This window comes from Allobosea sp., from assembly GCF_048595345.1.
In the GTDB taxonomy this organism is placed as follows: Bacteria; Pseudomonadota; Alphaproteobacteria; order Rhizobiales; family Beijerinckiaceae; genus Allobosea.
Window position 1 is genome coordinate 1 of the sequence record NZ_JBMDWH010000008.1, and the last position, 18,485, is coordinate 18,485.

An 18,485-nucleotide genomic window follows, 5' to 3' on the forward strand; every position below is an offset into this window, starting at 1 on the left:
GCGCATCTCCGAGAAGTTCGCGCGCGACAACGACGACTACCGCTCGATCATGGTCAAGGCGCTGGCCGACCGCTTCGCCGAGGCCTTCGCCGAGCGCATGCACCAGCTCGTGCGCAAGGAGTTCTGGGGCTATGCGCCGGACGAGATCTTCTCGAACGAGGATCTGATCCGCGAGGAGTATCGCGGCATCCGCCCTGCGCCGGGCTATCCCGCCCAGCCCGACCATACCGAGAAGGCGACGCTGTTCCGGCTGCTGGAGGCCGAGCGGCGCGTCGGCGTGAAGCTGACCGAGAGCTTCGCGATGTGGCCGGGCTCCTCGGTCTCGGGGCTGTATTTCGCTCATCCGGACGCCTATTACTTCGGCGTCGCCAAGGTGGAGCGCGATCAGGCGGAGGATTATGCCCAGCGCAAGGGCATGAGCATCGCGGAGGTGGAGCGCTGGCTGGCGCCAATCCTCAACTACGACCCGGCGAGCTACCGTTTGCAGGCGGCGGAGTAGGCAGTTCAAGGCATCATTGTCGGGCTCGACCCGAGCCTCCGTTACGAGAGATGCCCGCTTTAGCAAGAGCATCTCGGGTCGCAGCCCCGCTTCGTCCGACGAGGCTGCGACCATAATTATACAGTCTCGCCTTGTTGAATTTTCGCTCCTGGTCGGATAACCCGACCGGGCCGGACCTTCCGGCCAAAAGCGAACAGGCGAGACGATGGCCGACGACGAGTATGTCTATGACGAGGCTACCGGCGAGTGGCGCCCGGCTTCCGAGGTCGCGGCCGCGGCTGCTGCGGCGGGCAAGATCGAGGTCAAGGATGCGGCGGGCAATCTCCTCGCCGATGGCGATTCCGTCGTGCTCATCAAGGACCTCAAGGTGAAAGGTGCCGGCCAGACCCTGAAGCAGGGTACGGTGATCCGCTCGATCCGCCTGACGGACAACCCCGAAGAGATCGATTGCCGCCACGACGCGATCAAGGGACTGGTGCTGCGCACGGAGTTCGTGCGGAAAAGGTGAGCTGCCAGGGTGGCGCCTCGGCTCTTGGCCTGACTGTTTGACGGGATGTGCGAGCCCTCGTCCCGCGGAGGCCCTTCAGGGCCTTCTCGAAGGGCGCTCGCGAATGTTCCTGAGCCTCCCGGACCAATCCTCGAGACGCCCCTTCGCGGCCCCTCGGGATGAGGGCTTGCGGTCAGCGTCAATCGGGTCGGCCCCATTGCGCCGTTGCCAGTGATCGCCTGCATGATTGCAACGGCGCAAGCGTTGCGATTGTCGCCGCGCCGCAACATCTTCCTGTCACCTTCCGGTTCAGACAGGAGCCTTACCCATGACACAGATCGCCATCGTCTTTCATTCCGGCTACGGCCACACCAAGCGCGTCGCCGAGACCGTCGCCGCCGGCGCGCAGGCCGAGGGCGCCAAGGTGCAGCTCATTGCTATCGATGCCGAGGGCAATGTTCCCGAAAGCGCCTGGGATGTGCTGAAGGCCGCCGACGGCATCATCTTCGGCTCGCCGACCTATATGGGCACGGTGTCCTGGCAGTTCAAAAAATTCGCCGATGCCTCGTCGAAGCCCTGGTACACCATGGATTGGAAGGGCAAGATCGCTGCCGGCTTCACCAATTCGGCCACGCTGAACGGCGACAAGGGCAACACGATCACCTATCTCGCGGCGCTCGCGGCCCAGCACAAGATGCTGTGGACCGGCACCGGCATGCACCCCTCCAACGCCAAGTCGTCGACCCGCGACGACCTCAACAATCTCGGCGGCTATCAAGGCTTGCTGGTGACCTCGCCCTCCGACGCCTCTGTCGAGGAAATGATCCCGGGCGACCTGAAGACCGCCGAAGCCTTCGGCCGCAACGTCGCGGACGTGGTCAAGAGCGTGAAGGGCTGATCGGCTCCCGCGCGCCGCGCGTCGCTCTAGGCGCGCGGCGTCGCCGCTCTCAGCGAGCGGCCTGAAGCAGCGGCCCGTCGAACAGCCGCAGCCTGTCGCCGCCCTGCATGCGGGCGGCCTTCAATCCGGCTTCCGCTCCGGTCAGCAACTGGGCCGCGAGCGGAGACGAGGCGGGCGCGGTTGCCGCCCCGGCCGACACGCGGAAATCGACCACGAAGGGGCCGTGCGAGAGCGGCCGTTGCAGCAGGCGGCGGCCGTTTTCCAGCATGGCGATGAAGCGCTCCGCTTCCGGCGGCATGGGCATCAGCAGGGCAAAGCCTGCCCCAGCGATGCGCCCGGAGGCCAGCGCATCGGGAAACAGCCGCCCAAGCCTTTGCTCGATCGTCTGGAGCACCGCGTCGCAGGCTGCGGCGCCGAAGGTGTCTCGCAGCTGGGTCTCATCGTCCAGCGCATAGATCGCCACCGCCGCACCGAAGCCGCCGGCCCGCTCGCCGAACTGGCGCAAGGCTTCGTCGAAGCGTCGCAAGGTCGGCTCGGCCACCAGAGCATGCGGATGCGCCTCGCGCGCCAGCTCGGTCCATAGGCCTTTTTCGGCCGTGACATCGTGCTTGGAGCCGAAAATCCGAGCGTTGCAGCCGTCGCGCCGGTCGATGCCGGCGATCAGGCGCATCCAGCGCGGCGCGCCATCGGCCGTCATGATCCGGCAGTCGATCGAGAAGGACCGGCCGGTGGCAAGCGCTTGGTTGCGCAGCCGGTCCATCTCGCGGCGCGAGGTGTCTTCGTAAAGATCGAGAATGTCGGAGCGCCGCACGGCACTGCCGCGACGCAGCCCGAACAGGTCGTAAACGCCGTCGGTCCAGCACAAGGCCTGCGTCGGCAGAATGCATTCCCAGGCACCGATCGCAACCCTGTTGCCAGGCGCTCCAAGCTGTTTGGTCGGGGCGTGATACTGGACCGTCAAAGCAGAGGCTTTCCGACTGTCTCCATGAGCGCGAGACTAGGGCGGGATGCGTTAAGCGAGGCTTTCGACGACCGTCGGAATTGGTTCCATTTGTGGATAAATTGACTCGTTGCGCGAGGCCCTCAGGCGATGCGCGTGCGGGTTGACCCGGCCAGCAGGTCGCGCAGGGTGGTGATGGTGGAGGCGTCGGCGATGCCGTCCACCTGCTGCGGCCGCCAATGCCGCTGGAAGGCGGCGACGACGGCCTCGGTCTTCTCGTCGAAAAGTCCGTCGACGGTGATGCCATAGCCCAGCATCGCGAACATCGCCTGCAGCGCCTCGACCGGCTGGCCGGCATCGCCCTTGCCGAAGAAGCGGCCTCCGCGGATCGGGGCGGGCTCGGTCCAGAGGCCGATCCCGGCCTCGGCGAAGCGGCGCCAGGGAAAGATCTCGCCGGGGTCGATCTTGCGGCCAGGCGCGATGTCGGAATGGGCCAGCACCCGCTCGGGCTGGATCGACCACCGCTCGCAGATGTCACGACAGAGATTCAGGGTCGCGACGACCTGCTCCTCCGGATAAGGCGGCAGGCCGCCCGGATGGCCGGGATGGGCGATTTCGATGCCGATGGAGCAGGAGTTGATGTCGGTCTCGCCCTGCCAGTGCGAGGCGCCCGCATGCCAGGCGCGGCGGGTCTCCGGCACGAGCTGGAGCGTATGGCCGTTCTCGAAGACGAAATAATGCGACGAGACCTGCGAGACCGGGTTGCACAGCCATTGCAGCGCCTCGCCCGCGCTGCCCATGCCGGTATAGTGCAGGATCAGCATGTCGGGCCGCCGGCCGGGCGTTCCGTCGCGGTGCTTGCGCTCGCCATGGTTCGGTGAGGGAAAGACTTTCGCGGCGAAGCGGCTGTCGGGCTTGGCGGATTCGGTCATGGGATGTCTCAGGCCGGCTCGTGCGAGAGGCGGCGGCTGAGGCCGCGCTCCTGGCTGATCCGGTCCCAGGCGGCATTGATCGCGGACAGGCGCTTGGTGGCGATCGCGACCGCCTCCTGCGGCAGGCCGCGGGCGATCTCGCGATCGGGATGGTTCTGCGCGACGAGGCGGCGGTAATGGCGTTTCAACTCGTCGTCGCCCATCTCGCGGCTGGCCCCGAGGACGAGATAGGGATCGTCCGGTCGGCGCATATGGCGCGCCTCGATGCGGGCGAAATCGGCCTCGGCGATACCGAAGATCGCGCCGACCTCCCGCAGATAGGCATATTCGGCTTCGTGGATCGCGCCATCGGCCGCCGCGATCAGGAACAGGCCGTCGAGAACGCCTTCCAGCAGGGCCGGCTCGTCGCGGAAGGCGCTGGCGATCTGCCCGGCATAAGCCTCGAACCCTGCGCTGGTCTGTTTGGCGAGATCGAACAGCCGCTGGACACGTTCCTCCTCGCCCGGCGGAACCGTGACGATGCGGCCAAAGGCGGTGATCTCGTCGCAGGTCACCACCCCGTCGGAGCGGGCCATCTTCGCCGCCAGCGCGACCAGCCCGGTGGTGAAGACGAGCTCGCGGGGAGGCGGGCCGAAGATCGCACCCTCCCGATCGACGAGGACGTGGCCCGCGAGCGCGCCGAGCAGGGCGCCCAGAGGCCCGCCGATCGCAAAGCCGAGACCCCCGCCGCCGAGGGCGCCCCAGAATGAGGAAGACATGGGAGGACAGGCTCTCCGAGGATCGCCGTGCCAGGGTCGGAACGGCAGAGGCGCGGCGCTCCGGCACCGCGCCATGGAAATGATGATCGCTCGTCGCCGGGCGATCAAGCGCAAAACGGAGGATAACGCCTCCCCGGCGCGTGCGGTTCCCAACATAGGGTTGGACAAAGCGAAAAAAGGCGAAACCGGGGCGGCGCAGTCGGCTTCCTGATTCGCACTTCGCGCGGCCGCGCCGGCAAAGTTTTTCGGCCGGTCGAATACATGCAAATACTCTATAGTCAAATAGAGATCAGACAGAAATTCGCCTGCGTCATTCGCTGAATGTCCTGCGAGTGGGACAGATTATCGTCACATTCTGACAGCATCTGGCCCCGCCGCTCAGCGAGATGTGGCGCAGCAGGGTTCGAGTGATCATGAAGTCAATCTATGGCGGTCTCGTCGCCGCGGTTCTGATTAGCCTCCCGGGCATGGCTCTCGCGGAGGAATTCGTGAACAAGGAGACGGACCCCAGAGCGCTCATCGTCCGCGATGCCGAGATCGCCCGGCTGAAGGCCGAGGAGGCCAAGGGAGAGGCGAAGCAGGACGGCGAGGCGCAAGCCAAGCCGATGACAGCCAAAGAACGCCGTGCCGAGGCGCGCAAGGCCAAGCGGGACGCGGCCGCCAAGGCAAAGGATCCGGCCACCACCGCCTCGATCGCCCCGGCCGCCGAGAAGGCCGAGCCGCAGGCGAAGCCGGCTGCCGCGCCCGTCGGCGGCGATGGTCTGAAGGGGATCGTGGCCCGCCATGCCGCCGCCAACGGCGTGCCCTTCGCGTTGGCCGACGCGATCATCCGCATCGAGAGCCGCTACAATCCGCGCGCCGCCCATGCTGGGAATTTCGGCCTGATGCAGATCCGCCACCAGACCGCGCGCGGAATGGGCTATTCCGGCGGAGCCGGCGGGCTGCTCGATGCCGAGACCAATGCGCGCTACGGCATGAAGTATCTCGCCGAGGCCTATCGCATGGCCGGCGGCGACACCTGCCGCACCATCATGAAGTATCAGAGCGGCCATATGGCGACCCGCATGAGCGGCGCCAATCGCACCTATTGCGCCAAGGTGCGCACGATCACCGCGCGCAACTGAGCCTTCGGGCGTTTCCGGGCCGGCCGCGCTTGACGCGGCCGGCCCCAGCGCGCATGTCCCCCTCGCCAGTCGGCTGGACGGCCGCTCCCGGAGAATTCGGTTTCTTTGGGGGAGGAAAGTCCGGGCTCCACGGAAACACGGTGCCGGATAACGTCCGGCGGGGGCGACCCCAGGGAAAGCGCCACAGAGATCGAACCGCCTGCGGCCTCGGCAGCAGGTAAGGGTGAAAAGGTGCGGTAAGAGCGCACCGCGGACCCGGCAACGGGGACGGCACGGCAAGCCCCACCGGGAGCAAAACCGAATAGGGACGACGCTGCCCGCGCGAGCGGGGAGGGGCCGGTTTCTGGGCCTGGTCGTCCGGGTTGGTTGCTCGAGGCGCGCAGCGATGCGCGTCCCAGAGGAATGGCCGTCACGTTGCGGGAGCGATCCCGCAGCCATACAGAACCCGGCTTACAGGCCGACTGGCGCTCTCTCGTCTTCATCTGGCCCAGCCGGGCATCGGGCGCGGGCTTTCGCGCTTGCGGTGCGCGGATCGCCACCGCCCCGGTTTTTAAAGAGCCGCGCCGGCTCCCTCGCCCGAGGGAATGGCCGAGCGATTTCGCCGGACAGACGAGCGCTCTCTCCCGCTGCCAAAATTCCATCCTCGATATCGCTGAATTTTTTGCCGGGGCGGCCGCTGATCCGCTGCGTCGATTCAGGCTGGCACGTCCCAAAATGCCCATGGTTACCGTTGCTTAACCTTAACCGGTTGTGATGGTCCGGAGTCCTCGCGGGCGGCAGTCTCCAATCGCGATTCCATTGACGCCCATGGTAGCCCATGCTATCCCAAATCATCCCGTCGAAGCCGGCAGGCACATCACAGGTCAGCATCCGTGTGCCGCGCGGAAACTGGCCGTCCGATGCGCCTTGCCTGCTTCGATGGGGGGCTATTTCGCCGCTGCCGGTCGATGGCGGCGACGATGTGAAGAGCAGGCCGGGAGGCGGCGTTGACGGACCGCTTCGTCTCGAACTTCACCAACCGGCTGGACGCCAAGGGCCGCGTCTCGATTCCCTCCAGTTTTCGCTCCGTGCTGGCCAAGGATGGCTACGAGGGGCTCTATGTTCACCAGGCGCTCGATCTGCCGGCGCTGGACGCGGGCGGCCATGCGCTGCGGGCGACGATCGACGAAATCCTGGCGCGCTTCTCCCCGTTTTCGGACGAGTGGGAGCTGCTTTCGACCGCGCTGAACGGCACATCCGAAGTGCTGAAGGTCGATCCCGAGGGGCGGATGACGCTCAGCGAGACGCTGAAGGCGCATGCGGGCATCGGCGACGCGGTGACCTTCGTCGGCCACGGCCACAAATTTCAGATCTGGGAGCCGGAGCGCTTCCGCGCCCATCTCGACGCAGCCCGCACGCGGCTGCGCGACGTCAAGCGCACGCTTGGTTCCCTTCCCCCATCGGCAGGAGGCACAGGCTCATGACGGACCATGGCGACCGTTCAGGCGGAGCCATTGGCGGACCGGTTCGTCATGTGCCCGTTCTCCTCGCCGAGGTTCTCGCGGCGCTGGCTCCGGTCTCCAGCGGGCGCTATCTCGACGGCACCTTCGGAGCGGGCGGCTACAGCCGCGCCATTCTGGAGGCGGCGCCGGAGATCACCCTGCTCGCGCTGGACCGCGACCCCAGCGCGGTCGCGGGCGGGGCCGATCTCGTCGCGGCGATGGCGGGGCGGCTCACAATCGCGCAGGCGAATTTCGGCGAACTCGCCGTCGAGGCCGAGCGCTTTCGGATGACGCCGCTTGACGGGGTGGTGCTCGATATCGGCGTCTCGTCGATGCAGATCGACCAGGCCGAGCGCGGCTTCTCCTTCCGCTTCGACGGGCCGCTCGACATGCGCATGAGCGGGCAGGGCCAGAGCGCCGCCGACATCCTCAACGAGGCGGAAGAGGGGCTGCTCGCCAATATCTTGTATCACTATGGCGAGGAGCGGCGCTCGCGCGCCGTGGCCCGTGCGGTGATCGAGGCCCGGCGCAAGGCGCCGCTCACCACCACCAAGCAGCTGGCGGACCTGGTCGCCGGCATCGTGCGCGGCGAACCCGGCGGAGCGCATCCGGCCACGCGGGTGTTCCAGGCGCTGCGGATCGCCGTCAACGATGAGCTGGGCGAGCTGGTGCGGGCGCTGCACGGGGCGGAGGCGGCGCTGAAGCCCGGCGGGCGGCTGGTCGTCGTGACCTTCCATTCGTTGGAGGACCGCATCGTCAAGCAGTTCCTCGCCGAGCGCTCCGGGCGCCTGCCGGCGGGCTCGCGCCATGCTCCGGCCGTCGCGGCCGCCGCGCCGACCTTCAGGCTGGTCGAGAGGGGAGCGGTGGCTCCTTCCGAGGCCGAGATGCGGGCCAATCCGCGCGCCCGCTCGGCCAAGCTGCGCGCCGCCGAGCGGCTCGACACCGCCCCGCGCCGGGCCGAGGCGGGGCTCGTCGCCCTAGCCGGCCTGCCCGAACCCCAGCCACGCCGGAGAAGCTGAGCGTGATCAAGTTTCTCCATGTCGTGGCCATCGGCGCGCTCGTTTCCTCGGCTGTCTACGCCTATTCGATCAAATACGAGACGACGCTGGCCTCCGAGCATCTCAAGAAGCTCAAGACCAAGACGCAGCGCGAGCGCGACGCCATCCAAGTTCTCAAGGCCGAATGGCAGTTCCTCAACCGGCCGGACCGGGTGCAGATTCTCGCCGAGCGCCATCTCGACCTCCAGCCCTTCCAGGCCACGCAGGTGGTCACCCCCGGCGAGATCCCCAATCGCGGGCCGAAGGTCGACATGATCGGCCGCAAGCTCGAGGATCTCGGGCTCGGGATCCCCACCGAGACGCCGCGTGACCGCAAGGCGAGCGCGACCACGCCCGGAGCGATGCCATGAGCCAGCCGAACCCGAGCGAAACGCCGGCCGCCCCGACGATCGAGACGGTCACCGAAACCCCCGTAACGCGCTCGCGCCTGGCTTGGCTGCGCGACGTCTTCCGCATGAGCGGCCACAAGGCTCAGCCGCGCGTCGGGCTGGTCATTCTCGGCTTCTCGGTGCTGTTCCTGGCGATCACCGCCCGGCTGGCCTTGCTGGCGACGCTGCCCAACGAGCAGGTCGGCCTGCGCCGCGCGACCTCGAACGCGATCTCGGCGGCGCGGCCGGATATCGTCGATCGCAACGGCGACGTGCTCGCCACCGATATCGGCGTCGTCTCGGTCTTTGCCGAGCCGCGCAAGATCCTGGACAAGGACGAGGCGACGGAACTTCTGACCGCCGTGCTGCCCGATCTCGACGCTAAGGACCTGCGCGACAAGCTCGGCACCAAGAAGGGCTTCGTCTGGGTCAAGCGCGAGATCACCCCGCGCCAGCAGGCCGAGGTCTACCGGCTCGGCATCCCCGGCATCGGCTTCCTGCCCGAGCACAAGCGCGTCTATCCGAACGGCCCGGCTGCCGCGCATATCCTCGGCTTCGCCAATGTCGACAATATCGGCATCGCCGGCATCGAGAAATACATCGACTCTCAGGGGCTGCAGGATCTGAACGGCGCGGGCCTCGCCACAGAGGCGACCGATCTGAAGCCGGTCCAGCTCTCGCTCGATCTGCGCATCCAGCATCTGCTGCGCGACGAGCTCGTCAACGGCATGGCGCGCTTCAAGGCGATCGCGGCGGCCGGCGCGATCATGGACGTGACCACGGGCGAGGTGCTCGGCCTCGTCTCGCTGCCCGATTTCGACCCCAACAACCCCGTCGATGCGCTGGAGAAGGACCGCATCAACCGGATGAATGTCGGCGTCTACGAGATGGGCTCGACCTTCAAGGCGCTGACCATCGCGATGGCGCTGGATTCCGGCAAGGTGAACATCAATTCGAGCTTCTCGACCGCCGGCGGCATGATGCGGTTCGGCCGGCAGGTCATCAAGGAATACCACGGCACGGGCCGCACCCTCACGGTGCCGGAGGTGTTCCTGCACTCGTCCAATATGGGCTCGATCAAGATGGCGCTGGCCGTCGGCGTCGAGGGCCACAAAGCCTTCCTGCGCAAGATGATGCAGCTCGACCGCATGACCACCGAGCTGCCCGAGAGCGCCGCGCCGATCGTCCCCCAGCGCTGGGGCGAGATCAACACCGCGACCATCGCCTTCGGCCATGGCCTCGCCGTCGCGCCGATCCAGGCGATGGCGGCCGTCTCGGCGCTCGTGAATGGCGGCTATCTGATCCGGCCGACCTTCCTCAAGCGCTCGCAGGACGACGCGATGAAGGTCGCGACGCGGGTGATCAAGCCCGAGACCTCCGAGGCGCTGCGTTTCATCATGCGGATCAATGGCGAAAAGGGCTCGGCCAAGAAGGCGGACGTGCCCGGCTACTTCGTCGGCGGCAAGACCGGCACGGCCGAAAAGGTGATCGGCGGCCGCTACGCCAAGAACCGCAACTTCACGACCTTCACGGCGATCGCGCCCTCCGACAAGCCGAAATACCTTTTCCTCGCCATCTATGACGAGCCGAAGGGCTATGCCGAGAGCGGGGGCTATTCCACCGCCGCGTGGAATGCCGGCGTCACCACCGGCCGGCTGATCGAACGGGCCGCGCCGCTGCTGGGGCTGACCCCGCGCTTCGACCCGCCGCCGTCGCCGTTCCCCTTGATGGCCAAGCTGGGGGCCTGGGGTTCTCGGTAGAGGATGCGCTCCCCGCCCGCTGGATGGTCCATGGTCTCCAGGCGGTGTGCGAGTTGACAAGCGCGGGGAACCCTTCTCCCGTGTGGGAGAAGGGCAGGGATGAGGGCCCGCCGCCGATCGTTGGAATGCGACGGTGCCGTCGCGCTTCATGCGGGGAGGGCCCACCCTCACCCCTATTCCTCTCCCCTCCGGTAGAGGGGTTCCCCGCGCCACCCTTTCTAGGATGACGAGCTTGACCAACCGGCGAAGCTTCACCCTCAGCGAACTCTTCCCCGGCGCCTTCGATGCCGATGCTGCCGGCAAGACCGTGCGTGGCCTCTCCTTCGACAGCCGCAAGGTCCAGCCCGGCGAGGTGTTCGTCGCGCTGGCGGGGGCCAAGGCCGATGGCGGGCGTTTCATCGCCGATGCCGTCGCGAAGGGGGCCGTCGCGGTGGTGTCGGGCCAGACGCGCCCGGAAGACCTGCCGGGCGGCATCGCCTTCGCGCAGGTGGCGGAGCCTCGCCTCGCCCTGTCGCTCGCGGCTGCGACCCTCCACCCGGGCCAACCCGAAACCATCGTCGCGGTGACGGGCACCAGCGGGAAATCCTCCGTCGCCGATTTCACCCGCCAGATCTTCCAGGCGCTGGGCCAAGAGGCGGCGAGCCTTGGAACGGTCGGCATCGTCACCGCGCATGCGGCGAAATACGGCTCGCTGACGACGCCGGACCCGATCTCGTTGCACGCCTCGCTCGACAAGCTGGCAGGCGACGGCATCACGCATCTCGCCATGGAAGCCTCGTCCCACGGGCTCGACCAGCACCGGCTCGACGGGGTGCGGCTGAAAGCCGGCGCCTTCCTCAATCTCGGGCGCGACCATCTCGATTATCACCCGACCGTCGAGGATTATCTGGCGGCCAAGCTGCGGCTCTGGGACCTGCTTCCGGACGGCGCCCCGGTGGTGATCAACCGCGATGGCCCGTTCAGCGACCGGGCCGAGACCGCGGCGCGCGAGCGCGGCCATCCCGTGCTGAGCGTCGGCCGGAGCGGCGACACGCTGAAGCTGATCGAGGTCGTCCGCGACGGCTTTTCGCAGCGGCTGGTGGTGGAAGCGCAGGACCGGCGCATCGAGACGGTGCTGCCGCTGGTCGGCGACTTCATGGCCGGCAATGCGCTCGTCGCCGCCGGGCTTGCGATCGCGGCGGGGGAGGAGAGCGGCGCGGTCCTGGCTGCTTTTCCCCGGCTCGTCGGGGTCCCGGGCCGGCTGGAGCGCGTCGGCTCGGCCAAGGGCGGGCTCGCCGTGGTCGATTTCGCGCATAAGCCGGACGCTCTCGAAGCCGTGCTCCAGACCCTGCGTCCCTATGCGACGGGGCGCCTGATCTGCCTTTTCGGCTGCGGCGGCGATCGCGACCGCGGCAAACGGCCGGTGATGGGCGAGATCGCGGCCAGGCTGTCCGATATCGCCATCGTGACCGACGACAACCCGCGCACCGAGGACCCGGCGGCGATCCGGGCCGAGATCCTCGCCGCTTCGCCCAGGCTCTCCGAAATGGGCGGCCGGGCGGAGGCGATCCGCCATGCGGTCGGCCTGCTGCAAGCCGGGGACGTTCTGGTCGTCGCCGGCAAAGGCCATGAAACCGGCCAGATCATCGGCGACCGGACATTGCCCTTTTCCGATCAGGAGGTGGTCAGGGCGGCCATCGAGGAGACGACACGATGAGCGGCCCCATCTGGACCGGCGAGCAACTGGTCGCAGCCCTTGGCGCGCAGGCGCAGGGCCCCGTTCCTGGCGCCGTGACCGGCGCCTCCATCGATACCCGCACGCTAGAGGCGGGCGAGGCCTTCTTCGCCATCACGGGCGAGGCCCGCAACGGGCATGATTTCGTGAAGGCCGCGCTGGAGAAGGGCGCGGCGCTCGCCGTGATCGACGAGGCGCATGCCGAAGCCTTTGCCGGCAAGGGCTCCTTCGCCGTTGTGCCGGACGTGCTGAAGGCGATGGAACGGGCCGGCTGCGCCCGCCGTGCCGAACTCACCGCGAGGGTCGTCTCCGTCACCGGCTCGGTCGGCAAGACCGGCACCAAGGAGGCGCTGCGCCTCGTGCTCTCGCGGCAGGGCAAGACCCACGCGCCCGTCGCCTCCTACAACAACCATTGGGGCGTGCCGCTGACGCTGGTGCGCACCCCGGCCGACGTCGCCTATGGCGTCTACGAGATCGGCATGAACAGCCCGGGCGAAATCCTGCCGCTGGCGCGGATGGTGCGCCCGCAGGTTTCGATCATCACCACCATCGCCCCCGTGCATCTGGCCGCGTTCAACTCGCTGGAAGGCATCGCCGAGGAGAAGGCCGGCGTGTTCTGGGCGCTGGAGGAGGGCGGCACCGCGATCATCAATGCCGATATCCCGCAATCGCAGCTGCTGCGGGACATCGCGAAATCCGGTCCCGCCGGCGAGATCCTGACCTTCGGAGAGAGCGCCGACGCCGATGTCAGGCTGATCTCCTGTTCGCTGAAGCCGGACATGTCGACGGTGGAGGCGCGGGTGCTGGGCGAGCCGGTGACCTACCGGCTCGGCAGCCCCGGCAAGCATATCGTTCTGAATTCGCTGGCTGTTCTGGCCGCCGTGAAGGCGCTCGGCGCGGATTTGGCTCTGGCGGCGCTGGCGCTGGGCGATCTCACGCCCCCCTCCGGGCGCGGGGCGCGACAGAGGCTCCAGGTGCCGGGCGGCGTGCTGACGCTGCTCGACGAGAGCTATAACGGCAACCCGGCCTCGATGCGCGCGGCGATCGAGAATCTCGGTCGTCTGCCGGTCGAGGGGCGGGGCCGGCGCATCGCCGTTCTCGGCGACATGCTGGAGCTGGGGCCGACCGGCGGCGGCCTCCACAAGGGGCTCGCGGAACCGCTGGCCACGAACGGCATCGACATGGTCTTCGCCTGCGGCCCGCTCATGAAAGGGCTCTATGAGAGCTTGCCTTCCGCCATGCGGGGGGCTTATGCGGGCGATGCCGCCGCGCTGGAGCCGCTCGTTCTCGATGCGGTGCGGGCCGGCGACGTGGTCACGGTGAAGGGCTCGCTCGGCTCTCGCATGGGGCCGATCGTGAAGGCGCTCACGGCGCGCTTCCCGGTGCTGCCCGCAGAAAACTGATGCCGGATGCCGGGCGCCTTCGCCCCGGCCGATGAAAAGAACGCGCAAGAGACGTCAAGACCATGCTGACCTGGCTCGCCGAATTCTCCGGCACCTTCCCCGTCCTGAACGTCTTCCGCTACATCACCTTCCGCGCAGGCGGGGCGACGGCGACGGCGCTGCTCTTCGTCTTCTTCTTCGGGCCGGCGGCCATCTCCTGGCTGCGGCTGAAGCAGGGCAAGGGCCAGCCGATCCGCACGGATGGGCCGGAAACGCATCTGGCCAAGCGTGGCACGCCGACCATGGGCGGGCTGATGATCATGTCCGGCGTGTTCGCCGCGACGCTGCTCTGGGGCAATCTGCGCAATCCTTATGTCTGGATCGTGCTCGGCGTGACCGCTTGCTACGGCGCCATCGGCTTCTATGACGACTTCCTCAAGGTGACGAAGCAGTCACACAAGGGCTTCTCGGGCAAGGCGCGCATCGGCATCGAGGTCGTGGTCGCGCTGATCGCCTGCACGCTGATCATGCAGACTCAGCCGCCGGCGATCTCGTCGGGCTTCGCGATGCCCTTCCTGAAGGATGCCATCATCCCGCTCGGGCTGTTGTTCCCGCTGGTGACGGCCTTCGTGGTGGTCGGCGCCGGCAATTCTGTGAATCTCACCGACGGGCTCGACGGGCTCGCCATCGTGCCGGTGATGATCGCGGCCGGCACCTTCGGCTTCATCTCCTACCTCGTCGGCAATGCGATCTTCGCCAACTACCTGCAGATCAACCATGTGCCGGGCTCGGGCGAACTCGCCATCATTTGTGGCGCGGTGATCGGGGCCGGCCTCGGCTTCCTGTGGTTCAACGCCCCGCCGGCGCAGATCTTCATGGGCGATACCGGCTCGCTCGGCTTAGGCGGTCTTCTGGGCACCATTGCCGTCGCGACCAAGCACGAGATCGTGCTGGCGATCGTCGGCGGGCTGTTCGTGGTCGAGGCGCTGTCGGTCATCATCCAGGTCGGCGTCTACAAGCGTACCGGCAAGCGGGTGTTCCTGATGGCGCCGATCCACCACCATTTCGAGAAGCTGGGCTGGACCGAGCCGCAGGTGGTGATCCGCTTCTGGATCATCTCCGTCGTGCTGGCGCTGGTCGGCCTGTCGACGCTGAAGCTGCGCTGAGCGGGATAAGTTCCATGACTCCCGTCACGGTGTTCGCCGGGCGAAAGGTCGCCCTGTTCGGGCTCGGAGGCTCGGGCATCGTCACGGCGCTGTCGCTGATGGCGGGCGGGGCCGAGGTCGCCGCCTGGGACGATACCGAGAAGAGCCGCGAGAGGGCCGCCGCGCAGGGCATCGGCCTCGTCGATCTTGCCGCTGCCGACTGGTCGGGCTTCGCCGCGCTGGTGCTGGCGCCGGGCGTGCCGCTGACGCATCCGCAGCCGCACTGGACGGTGGACAAGGCCAGGGCGGCGGGTGTCGAGATCATCGGCGATATCGAATTGTTCTTTCGCGAGCGGGCGAAGATCGCGCCGCGCGCACCGGTCGTCTGCATCACCGGGACCAACGGCAAATCCACCACCACCGCTCTGATCGCCCATGTGCTCAGGCAGGCGGGGCGGGACGTGCAGATGGGCGGCAATATCGGCACGGCGGTGCTGGCGCTGGAGCCGCCGACCGAAGGCCGTATCCATGTGATCGAATGCTCGACCTTTCAGATCGATCTGGCGCCGTCCATCGCGCCGAGCGTCGGCATCCAGATGAATTTGACGCCGGATCATCTCGACCGGCACGGCACGCTCGAAGCCTATGCGGCCATCAAGGAGCGGCTGGTCACGGCTGCGGATATCGCTGTGATCGGCGTCGACGACGATCCCTCCCGGCAGATGGCGGAGCGACGGGCACAGAGCGGGCGGCCGCTCGTGCGGATCAGCGGTGAGAATCTGCTTGAACAGGGCGTCTTCGCCGAGGCGGGGGACGGCCCCGGAGGCCGTGAGACGCGCATCGTCACCGTGCGGGACGGGGCGAAGCGCCTCGTCGCCAGCCTCGCCGGCATCGGCTCGCTGCGCGGCAGCCACAATGCGCAGAATGCCGCCGCCGCCGCCGCCGCCTGCGCGGCGCTGGATCTGGACGATGGCGAGATCGCCGCCGGCTTCCGCAGCTATCCCGGCCTGCCGCACCGGATGGAGGAGCTCGGCCGGATCGGCCGGGTGGTCTTCATCAACGATTCCCAGGCGACCAATGCGGATTCGACCGAGAAGGCGCTGACATCCTTCGGCGAGATCTTCTGGATCCTGGGCGGCAAGGCCAAGGCGGGCGGCATCGAGTCCCTGCGCCGCTATTTTCCGAACATCGCCAGGGCCTATCTGATCGGCGCGGCGAGCGACCTCTTCGCCGCGACCTTCGACGATGACGGCCGAGTCGCTTATGAGCGCAGCGTCACGCTGGACCGGGCGCTCGCCGATGCCGCGCGCGATGCGCTGGCGAAGCCGGGCGAGGGGGAGATCGCGGTGCTGCTCTCGCCGGCCTGCGCCTCCTACGATCAGTTCCCGAATTTCGAGGTGCGGGGCGAGGCCTTCCGCCAACTGGTGCAGGCGCTGCCGGGCTTCGTGCCGTTCGGGCGGGGTTGATCAGGCGCGAGTGCACCCGCGCCGCAGCGTCGGTTTCGCTCTGCTTGCCCAACAAGCACGGGTCGTCCCGGGTCTTCGCGTCGCTGCGCCCGGGACGCCCCGCTTCAATAGCTTCAGATTAGAAATCCCCGCGCATCCGGCAGGATGGCGGGGATTTTGTTTGGCGGTGGACGTCGCGCTCAGGCCGGCAGGACGACGACCTTGGTCTTCACCGGGGTCTGGTCGTAGAGGTCGATCATGTCCTGCGTCAGCAGGCCGACGCAGCCGCTGGTGATACCCGAGCCGATGGATTCCTCGTCGAGGGAGGCGTAGATCGTGTACAGCGTGTAGCGGCCGTTCTGGTAGAGATGCAGGGTGCGGGCGCCGAGCGGGTTTTCCAGGCCGCCGGGCATGCCGCGGGCATATTTCGCGGCTTCCGGCTGGCGCTTGATCATTTCCGGCGGCGGCGTCCAGGTCGCCCATTCGGACTTGCGGCCGACATAGGCATCGCCGCTCCAGCGGAAGCCGTCACGGCCGACATTGGCGCCGTAGCGCGTGGCGTTGCCGCCGCCCTCGATGCGGTAGACGTAGTAATTCGACGGGTCGACGATGATCGTGCCCGGCTCTTCCCGGCTCTCGTAGCGGACGGTGCGACGCCAGTATTTCGGATCGACCTTGCTGATGTCGACCGCCGGAATCGCGAATTTCTTGTCCGGCACCGGGCCGTAAACCTGCCTGGCTTCAGCGAGGCTCATTCCGTCGGTGGCCGCGCAGCCGCCGAGCGCGAGCGCGCCGAGCCCGCCGGCGGAGCCGAGCAGGAAATGGCGCCGGTCGAGGCCCGTCCTGCGGGCGGCGGCGATCCCACGATCGATCATCATCTTCAAGTGTTCCCGTGAGCGGTCTGCGCCGACATGCGTCGATGCGACCCTTTGACGTGTCGTCCCAGCGCGGCGGACACTGCCGCCCCGGGCGCCGCTTGGCAAGCAGGCGCGTCACAGAGTTGACCTCGCCGGCAATGCCATCGGCCCGCCGATCCTGCGGGGCGAGGGTTAAGATGGCGTCTCCTCATCCACAGGGGCGGACAACGGGCCGGCGCCGGAATCAAACGGTTAACCATTCATTGACAGTATGATTCGTCTTGATGGCGAGCCCGGCTCGCCGGCTCGCCGATGGAATGATCCCATGGTTTCTCGCGCCGAACCCTCGCTCAGCGGCCGCTGGTGGTGGTCGATCGACCGGCTGATCCTGACGGCCCTGATCGCCCTCATGGTTTCTGGCGTCGTGCTGCTGATGGCGGGCGGCCCGCCCGTGGCGGAGCGGCTCGGCCTCTCCACCTTCCACTTCGTCAACCGGCAGGCGGCCTATCTGGCCGGCGCGCTGGTGATCTTCCTCGGCGTGTCGTTCATGACCCCGCGGCAGGTGCGCCGCACGGCGCTGATCCTCTATGTCGTTTCGCTCGCGATGGTCTGTGCCACGCTCTATTTCGGCGTGGAGGTGAAGGGCGCCAAGCGCTGGCTGACGCTGGGCCCGCTGGGCTCGGTGCAGCCCTCGGAGTTCCTGAAACCGGCCTTCGTCGTGCTCGCCGCCTGGGCCTTCGCCGAAGGCACGCGCCGGCCCGACCTGCCGGGCACGATCCTGGCGCTGCTGATCCTGCCCATCACCATCGTGCCGCTGGTGATGCAGCCGGATTTCGGCCAGACGATGCTGGTCAGCCTGGTCTGGGCCGGGCTGTTCTTCGTGGCGGGGCTGCACTGGTTCTGGGTCATCGGGCTGGGCGGTATCGGCGCCACCGGCATCCTCGTCGCCTATGAGCTGGTGCCGCATGTGCGCGCCCGCATCGAGCGCTTCATGGACAAGGGCTCGGGCGACACTTTCCAGGTCGATACGGCGCTCGAGAGCTTCGCGCAGGGCGGCTGGCTCGGGAAGGGGCCGGGGGAGGGCACGGTGAAGCGCATCCTGCCCGACGCGCATACCGACTTCATCTTCGCCGTGACGGCCGAGGAATTCGGCGTCGTGGTCTGCATGATCCTCGTCGCGCTGTTCGCAGTCATCGTGATCCGCTCGCTGTTCGTGGCGCAGAAATCCGAGGACCCGTTCACGCGGCTCGCGGTCACCGGGCTGGCGCTGCTGTTCGGCATCCAGGCCTCGATCAACATGATGGTGAACCTGCACATGATGCCGGCCAAGGGCATGACGCTGCCCTTCATCTCCTATGGCGGCTCGTCGCTGCTGTCGCTGGCGGTGGGGACGGGGTTCCTGCTGGCGCTGACGCGGCGGCGGCCGCGCTCCTCAGAGTTCGGGCTGTAAGGCTGCGGCGATGACGACGCCCCTGATCATGCTGGCGGCTGGTGGAACCGGCGGCCATCTCTTCCCGGCCGAGGCGCTGAGCCATGCGCTGCATGCGCGCGGCGCCCGCGTCGTGCTGATGACCGATACGCGTGCCGCCGCCTATGCCGGCAGCTTCCCGGCCGAGGCGGTGCATGCGGTACCTGCC

Annotated in this window: 18 protein-coding genes and 1 other RNA gene; 15 read left to right on the forward strand and 4 right to left on the reverse strand. The window is 67.7% G+C overall.

Going from position 1 to position 18,485, the window contains the following annotated elements:
- The 3 genes from ACOJTB_RS01250 to ACOJTB_RS01260 form a co-directional block, all read left to right on the forward strand.
- Window positions 1–499, forward strand: a 499-nt coding sequence (locus ACOJTB_RS01250; RefSeq protein ID WP_420100698.1) for a vitamin B12 dependent-methionine synthase activation domain-containing protein, incomplete at its 5' end; no start/stop codon positions are given.
- Between the two features lie 205 nt (window positions 500–704).
- Window positions 705–1,007 carry an alkylphosphonate utilization protein gene (locus ACOJTB_RS01255; protein WP_420100699.1) on the forward strand — a complete coding sequence of 101 codons (303 nt, stop codon included), beginning with the start codon at window positions 705–707 and terminating at the stop codon, window positions 1,005–1,007.
- Window positions 1,008–1,314: 307 nt separating this feature from the next.
- A complete protein-coding gene (locus ACOJTB_RS01260; RefSeq protein WP_420100700.1) occupies window positions 1,315–1,884 on the forward strand; it encodes a flavodoxin family protein in 570 nt (189 codons plus the stop codon).
- A 49-nt stretch (window positions 1,885–1,933) separates the two neighbouring features.
- Here the strand turns inward: ACOJTB_RS01260 and ACOJTB_RS01265 are convergent, their stop codons facing one another.
- The 3 genes from ACOJTB_RS01265 to ACOJTB_RS01275 form a co-directional block, all read right to left on the reverse strand.
- The gene (locus ACOJTB_RS01265; protein ID WP_420100701.1) at window positions 1,934–2,749 is read right to left on the reverse strand and encodes a GGDEF domain-containing protein; all 816 of its coding nucleotides are present in this window, start codon (window positions 2,747–2,749) and stop codon (window positions 1,934–1,936) included.
- A 218-nt stretch (window positions 2,750–2,967) separates the two neighbouring features.
- Complete coding sequence (locus ACOJTB_RS01270) at window positions 2,968–3,756, reverse strand: N-acetylmuramoyl-L-alanine amidase (RefSeq protein ID WP_420100702.1); 789 nt, start codon at window positions 3,754–3,756, stop codon at window positions 2,968–2,970.
- A gap of 8 nt (window positions 3,757–3,764) precedes the next feature.
- Window positions 3,765–4,514 (reverse strand): TerB family tellurite resistance protein, encoded by a 750-nt coding sequence (locus ACOJTB_RS01275; protein ID WP_420100703.1) that lies wholly within the window; start codon window positions 4,512–4,514, stop codon window positions 3,765–3,767.
- A gap of 413 nt (window positions 4,515–4,927) precedes the next feature.
- Here ACOJTB_RS01275 and ACOJTB_RS01280 point away from each other — a divergent pair, with 413 nt between their 5' ends.
- The 10 genes from ACOJTB_RS01280 (at window position 4,928) to murD (ending at window position 16,012) form a co-directional block, all read left to right on the forward strand.
- Complete coding sequence (locus ACOJTB_RS01280; protein WP_420100704.1) at window positions 4,928–5,638, forward strand: lytic transglycosylase domain-containing protein; 711 nt, start codon at window positions 4,928–4,930, stop codon at window positions 5,636–5,638.
- Between the two features lie 65 nt (window positions 5,639–5,703).
- Window positions 5,704–6,107, forward strand: an RNA gene (gene rnpB / locus ACOJTB_RS01285) — RNase P RNA component class A.
- 517 nt (window positions 6,108–6,624) lie between these two features.
- Entirely contained in the window at window positions 6,625–7,101 is a 477-nt protein-coding gene (locus ACOJTB_RS01290) for a division/cell wall cluster transcriptional repressor MraZ (RefSeq protein ID WP_420100705.1), read from the forward strand.
- Window positions 7,098–8,138 (forward strand): 16S rRNA (cytosine(1402)-N(4))-methyltransferase RsmH, encoded by a 1,041-nt coding sequence (gene rsmH / locus ACOJTB_RS01295; RefSeq protein ID WP_420100706.1) that lies wholly within the window; start codon window positions 7,098–7,100, stop codon window positions 8,136–8,138. Before ACOJTB_RS01290 ends, rsmH begins: the two co-directional genes overlap by 4 nt.
- 2 nt (window positions 8,139–8,140) lie before the next feature.
- Window positions 8,141–8,527: a cell division protein FtsL gene (gene ftsL / locus ACOJTB_RS01300; RefSeq protein WP_420100707.1), complete on the forward strand. Its 387-nt coding sequence runs from the start codon at window positions 8,141–8,143 to the stop codon at window positions 8,525–8,527.
- Complete coding sequence (locus tag ACOJTB_RS01305; RefSeq protein WP_420100708.1) at window positions 8,524–10,305, forward strand: peptidoglycan D,D-transpeptidase FtsI family protein; 1,782 nt, start codon at window positions 8,524–8,526, stop codon at window positions 10,303–10,305. Before ftsL ends, ACOJTB_RS01305 begins: the two co-directional genes overlap by 4 nt.
- Window positions 10,306–10,528: 223 nt before the next feature.
- Window positions 10,529–12,001: a UDP-N-acetylmuramoyl-L-alanyl-D-glutamate--2,6-diaminopimelate ligase gene (locus ACOJTB_RS01310; RefSeq protein WP_420100709.1), complete on the forward strand. Its 1,473-nt coding sequence runs from the start codon at window positions 10,529–10,531 to the stop codon at window positions 11,999–12,001.
- Window positions 11,998–13,422, forward strand: coding sequence for a UDP-N-acetylmuramoylalanyl-D-glutamyl-2,6-diaminopimelate--D-alanyl-D-alanine ligase (locus tag ACOJTB_RS01315; protein WP_420100710.1), 1,425 nt, complete (start codon window positions 11,998–12,000; stop codon window positions 13,420–13,422). The genes ACOJTB_RS01310 and ACOJTB_RS01315 overlap by 4 nt, the downstream gene beginning before the upstream one ends.
- Before the next feature lie 62 nt (window positions 13,423–13,484).
- Window positions 13,485–14,567 (forward strand): phospho-N-acetylmuramoyl-pentapeptide-transferase, encoded by a 1,083-nt coding sequence (gene mraY / locus ACOJTB_RS01320; RefSeq protein ID WP_420100711.1) that lies wholly within the window; start codon window positions 13,485–13,487, stop codon window positions 14,565–14,567.
- 14 nt (window positions 14,568–14,581) lie between these two features.
- The gene (gene murD / locus ACOJTB_RS01325) at window positions 14,582–16,012 is read left to right on the forward strand and encodes a UDP-N-acetylmuramoyl-L-alanine--D-glutamate ligase (protein ID WP_420100712.1); all 1,431 of its coding nucleotides are present in this window, start codon (window positions 14,582–14,584) and stop codon (window positions 16,010–16,012) included.
- A 179-nt stretch (window positions 16,013–16,191) separates the two neighbouring features.
- Here murD and ACOJTB_RS01330 read toward each other — a convergent pair whose 3' ends face one another.
- Window positions 16,192–16,869, reverse strand: coding sequence for a L,D-transpeptidase (locus ACOJTB_RS01330; protein ID WP_420100713.1), 678 nt, complete (start codon window positions 16,867–16,869; stop codon window positions 16,192–16,194).
- Window positions 16,870–17,173: 304 nt separating this feature from the next.
- Between ACOJTB_RS01330 and ACOJTB_RS01335 the strand changes: the two genes are divergently transcribed.
- Complete coding sequence (locus tag ACOJTB_RS01335) at window positions 17,174–18,298, forward strand: FtsW/RodA/SpoVE family cell cycle protein (protein WP_420100714.1); 1,125 nt, start codon at window positions 17,174–17,176, stop codon at window positions 18,296–18,298.
- 10 nt (window positions 18,299–18,308) lie between these two features.
- Window positions 18,309–18,485, forward strand: a 177-nt coding sequence (locus ACOJTB_RS01340) for a glycosyltransferase (RefSeq protein ID WP_420100715.1), incomplete at its 3' end; no start/stop codon positions are given.

What these genes read in the sequence shown, in the direction of transcription:
- ACOJTB_RS01255 (WP_420100699.1), top strand. Translation starts at nt 705, where the DNA reads ATGGCCGACGACGAGTATGTCTATGACGAGGCTACCGGCGAGTGGCGC.
- ACOJTB_RS01260 (WP_420100700.1), top strand. Translation starts at nt 1,315, where the DNA reads ATGACACAGATCGCCATCGTCTTTCATTCCGGCTACGGCCACACCAAG.
- ACOJTB_RS01270 (WP_420100702.1), bottom strand. Translation starts at nt 3,756, where the DNA reads ATGACCGAATCCGCCAAGCCCGACAGCCGCTTCGCCGCGAAAGTCTTT.
- ACOJTB_RS01275 (WP_420100703.1), bottom strand. Translation starts at nt 4,514, where the DNA reads ATGTCTTCCTCATTCTGGGGCGCCCTCGGCGGCGGGGGTCTCGGCTTT.
- ACOJTB_RS01280 (WP_420100704.1), top strand. Translation starts at nt 4,928, where the DNA reads ATGAAGTCAATCTATGGCGGTCTCGTCGCCGCGGTTCTGATTAGCCTC.
- rsmH (WP_420100706.1), top strand. Translation starts at nt 7,098, where the DNA reads ATGACGGACCATGGCGACCGTTCAGGCGGAGCCATTGGCGGACCGGTT.
- ACOJTB_RS01305 (WP_420100708.1), top strand. Translation starts at nt 8,524, where the DNA reads ATGAGCCAGCCGAACCCGAGCGAAACGCCGGCCGCCCCGACGATCGAG.
- ACOJTB_RS01310 (WP_420100709.1), top strand. Translation starts at nt 10,529, where the DNA reads ATGACGAGCTTGACCAACCGGCGAAGCTTCACCCTCAGCGAACTCTTC.
- ACOJTB_RS01315 (WP_420100710.1), top strand. Translation starts at nt 11,998, where the DNA reads ATGAGCGGCCCCATCTGGACCGGCGAGCAACTGGTCGCAGCCCTTGGC.
- mraY (WP_420100711.1), top strand. Translation starts at nt 13,485, where the DNA reads ATGCTGACCTGGCTCGCCGAATTCTCCGGCACCTTCCCCGTCCTGAAC.
- murD (WP_420100712.1), top strand. Translation starts at nt 14,582, where the DNA reads ATGACTCCCGTCACGGTGTTCGCCGGGCGAAAGGTCGCCCTGTTCGGG.
- ACOJTB_RS01330 (WP_420100713.1), bottom strand. Translation starts at nt 16,869, where the DNA reads ATGATGATCGATCGTGGGATCGCCGCCGCCCGCAGGACGGGCCTCGAC.
- ACOJTB_RS01335 (WP_420100714.1), top strand. Translation starts at nt 17,174, where the DNA reads ATGGTTTCTCGCGCCGAACCCTCGCTCAGCGGCCGCTGGTGGTGGTCG.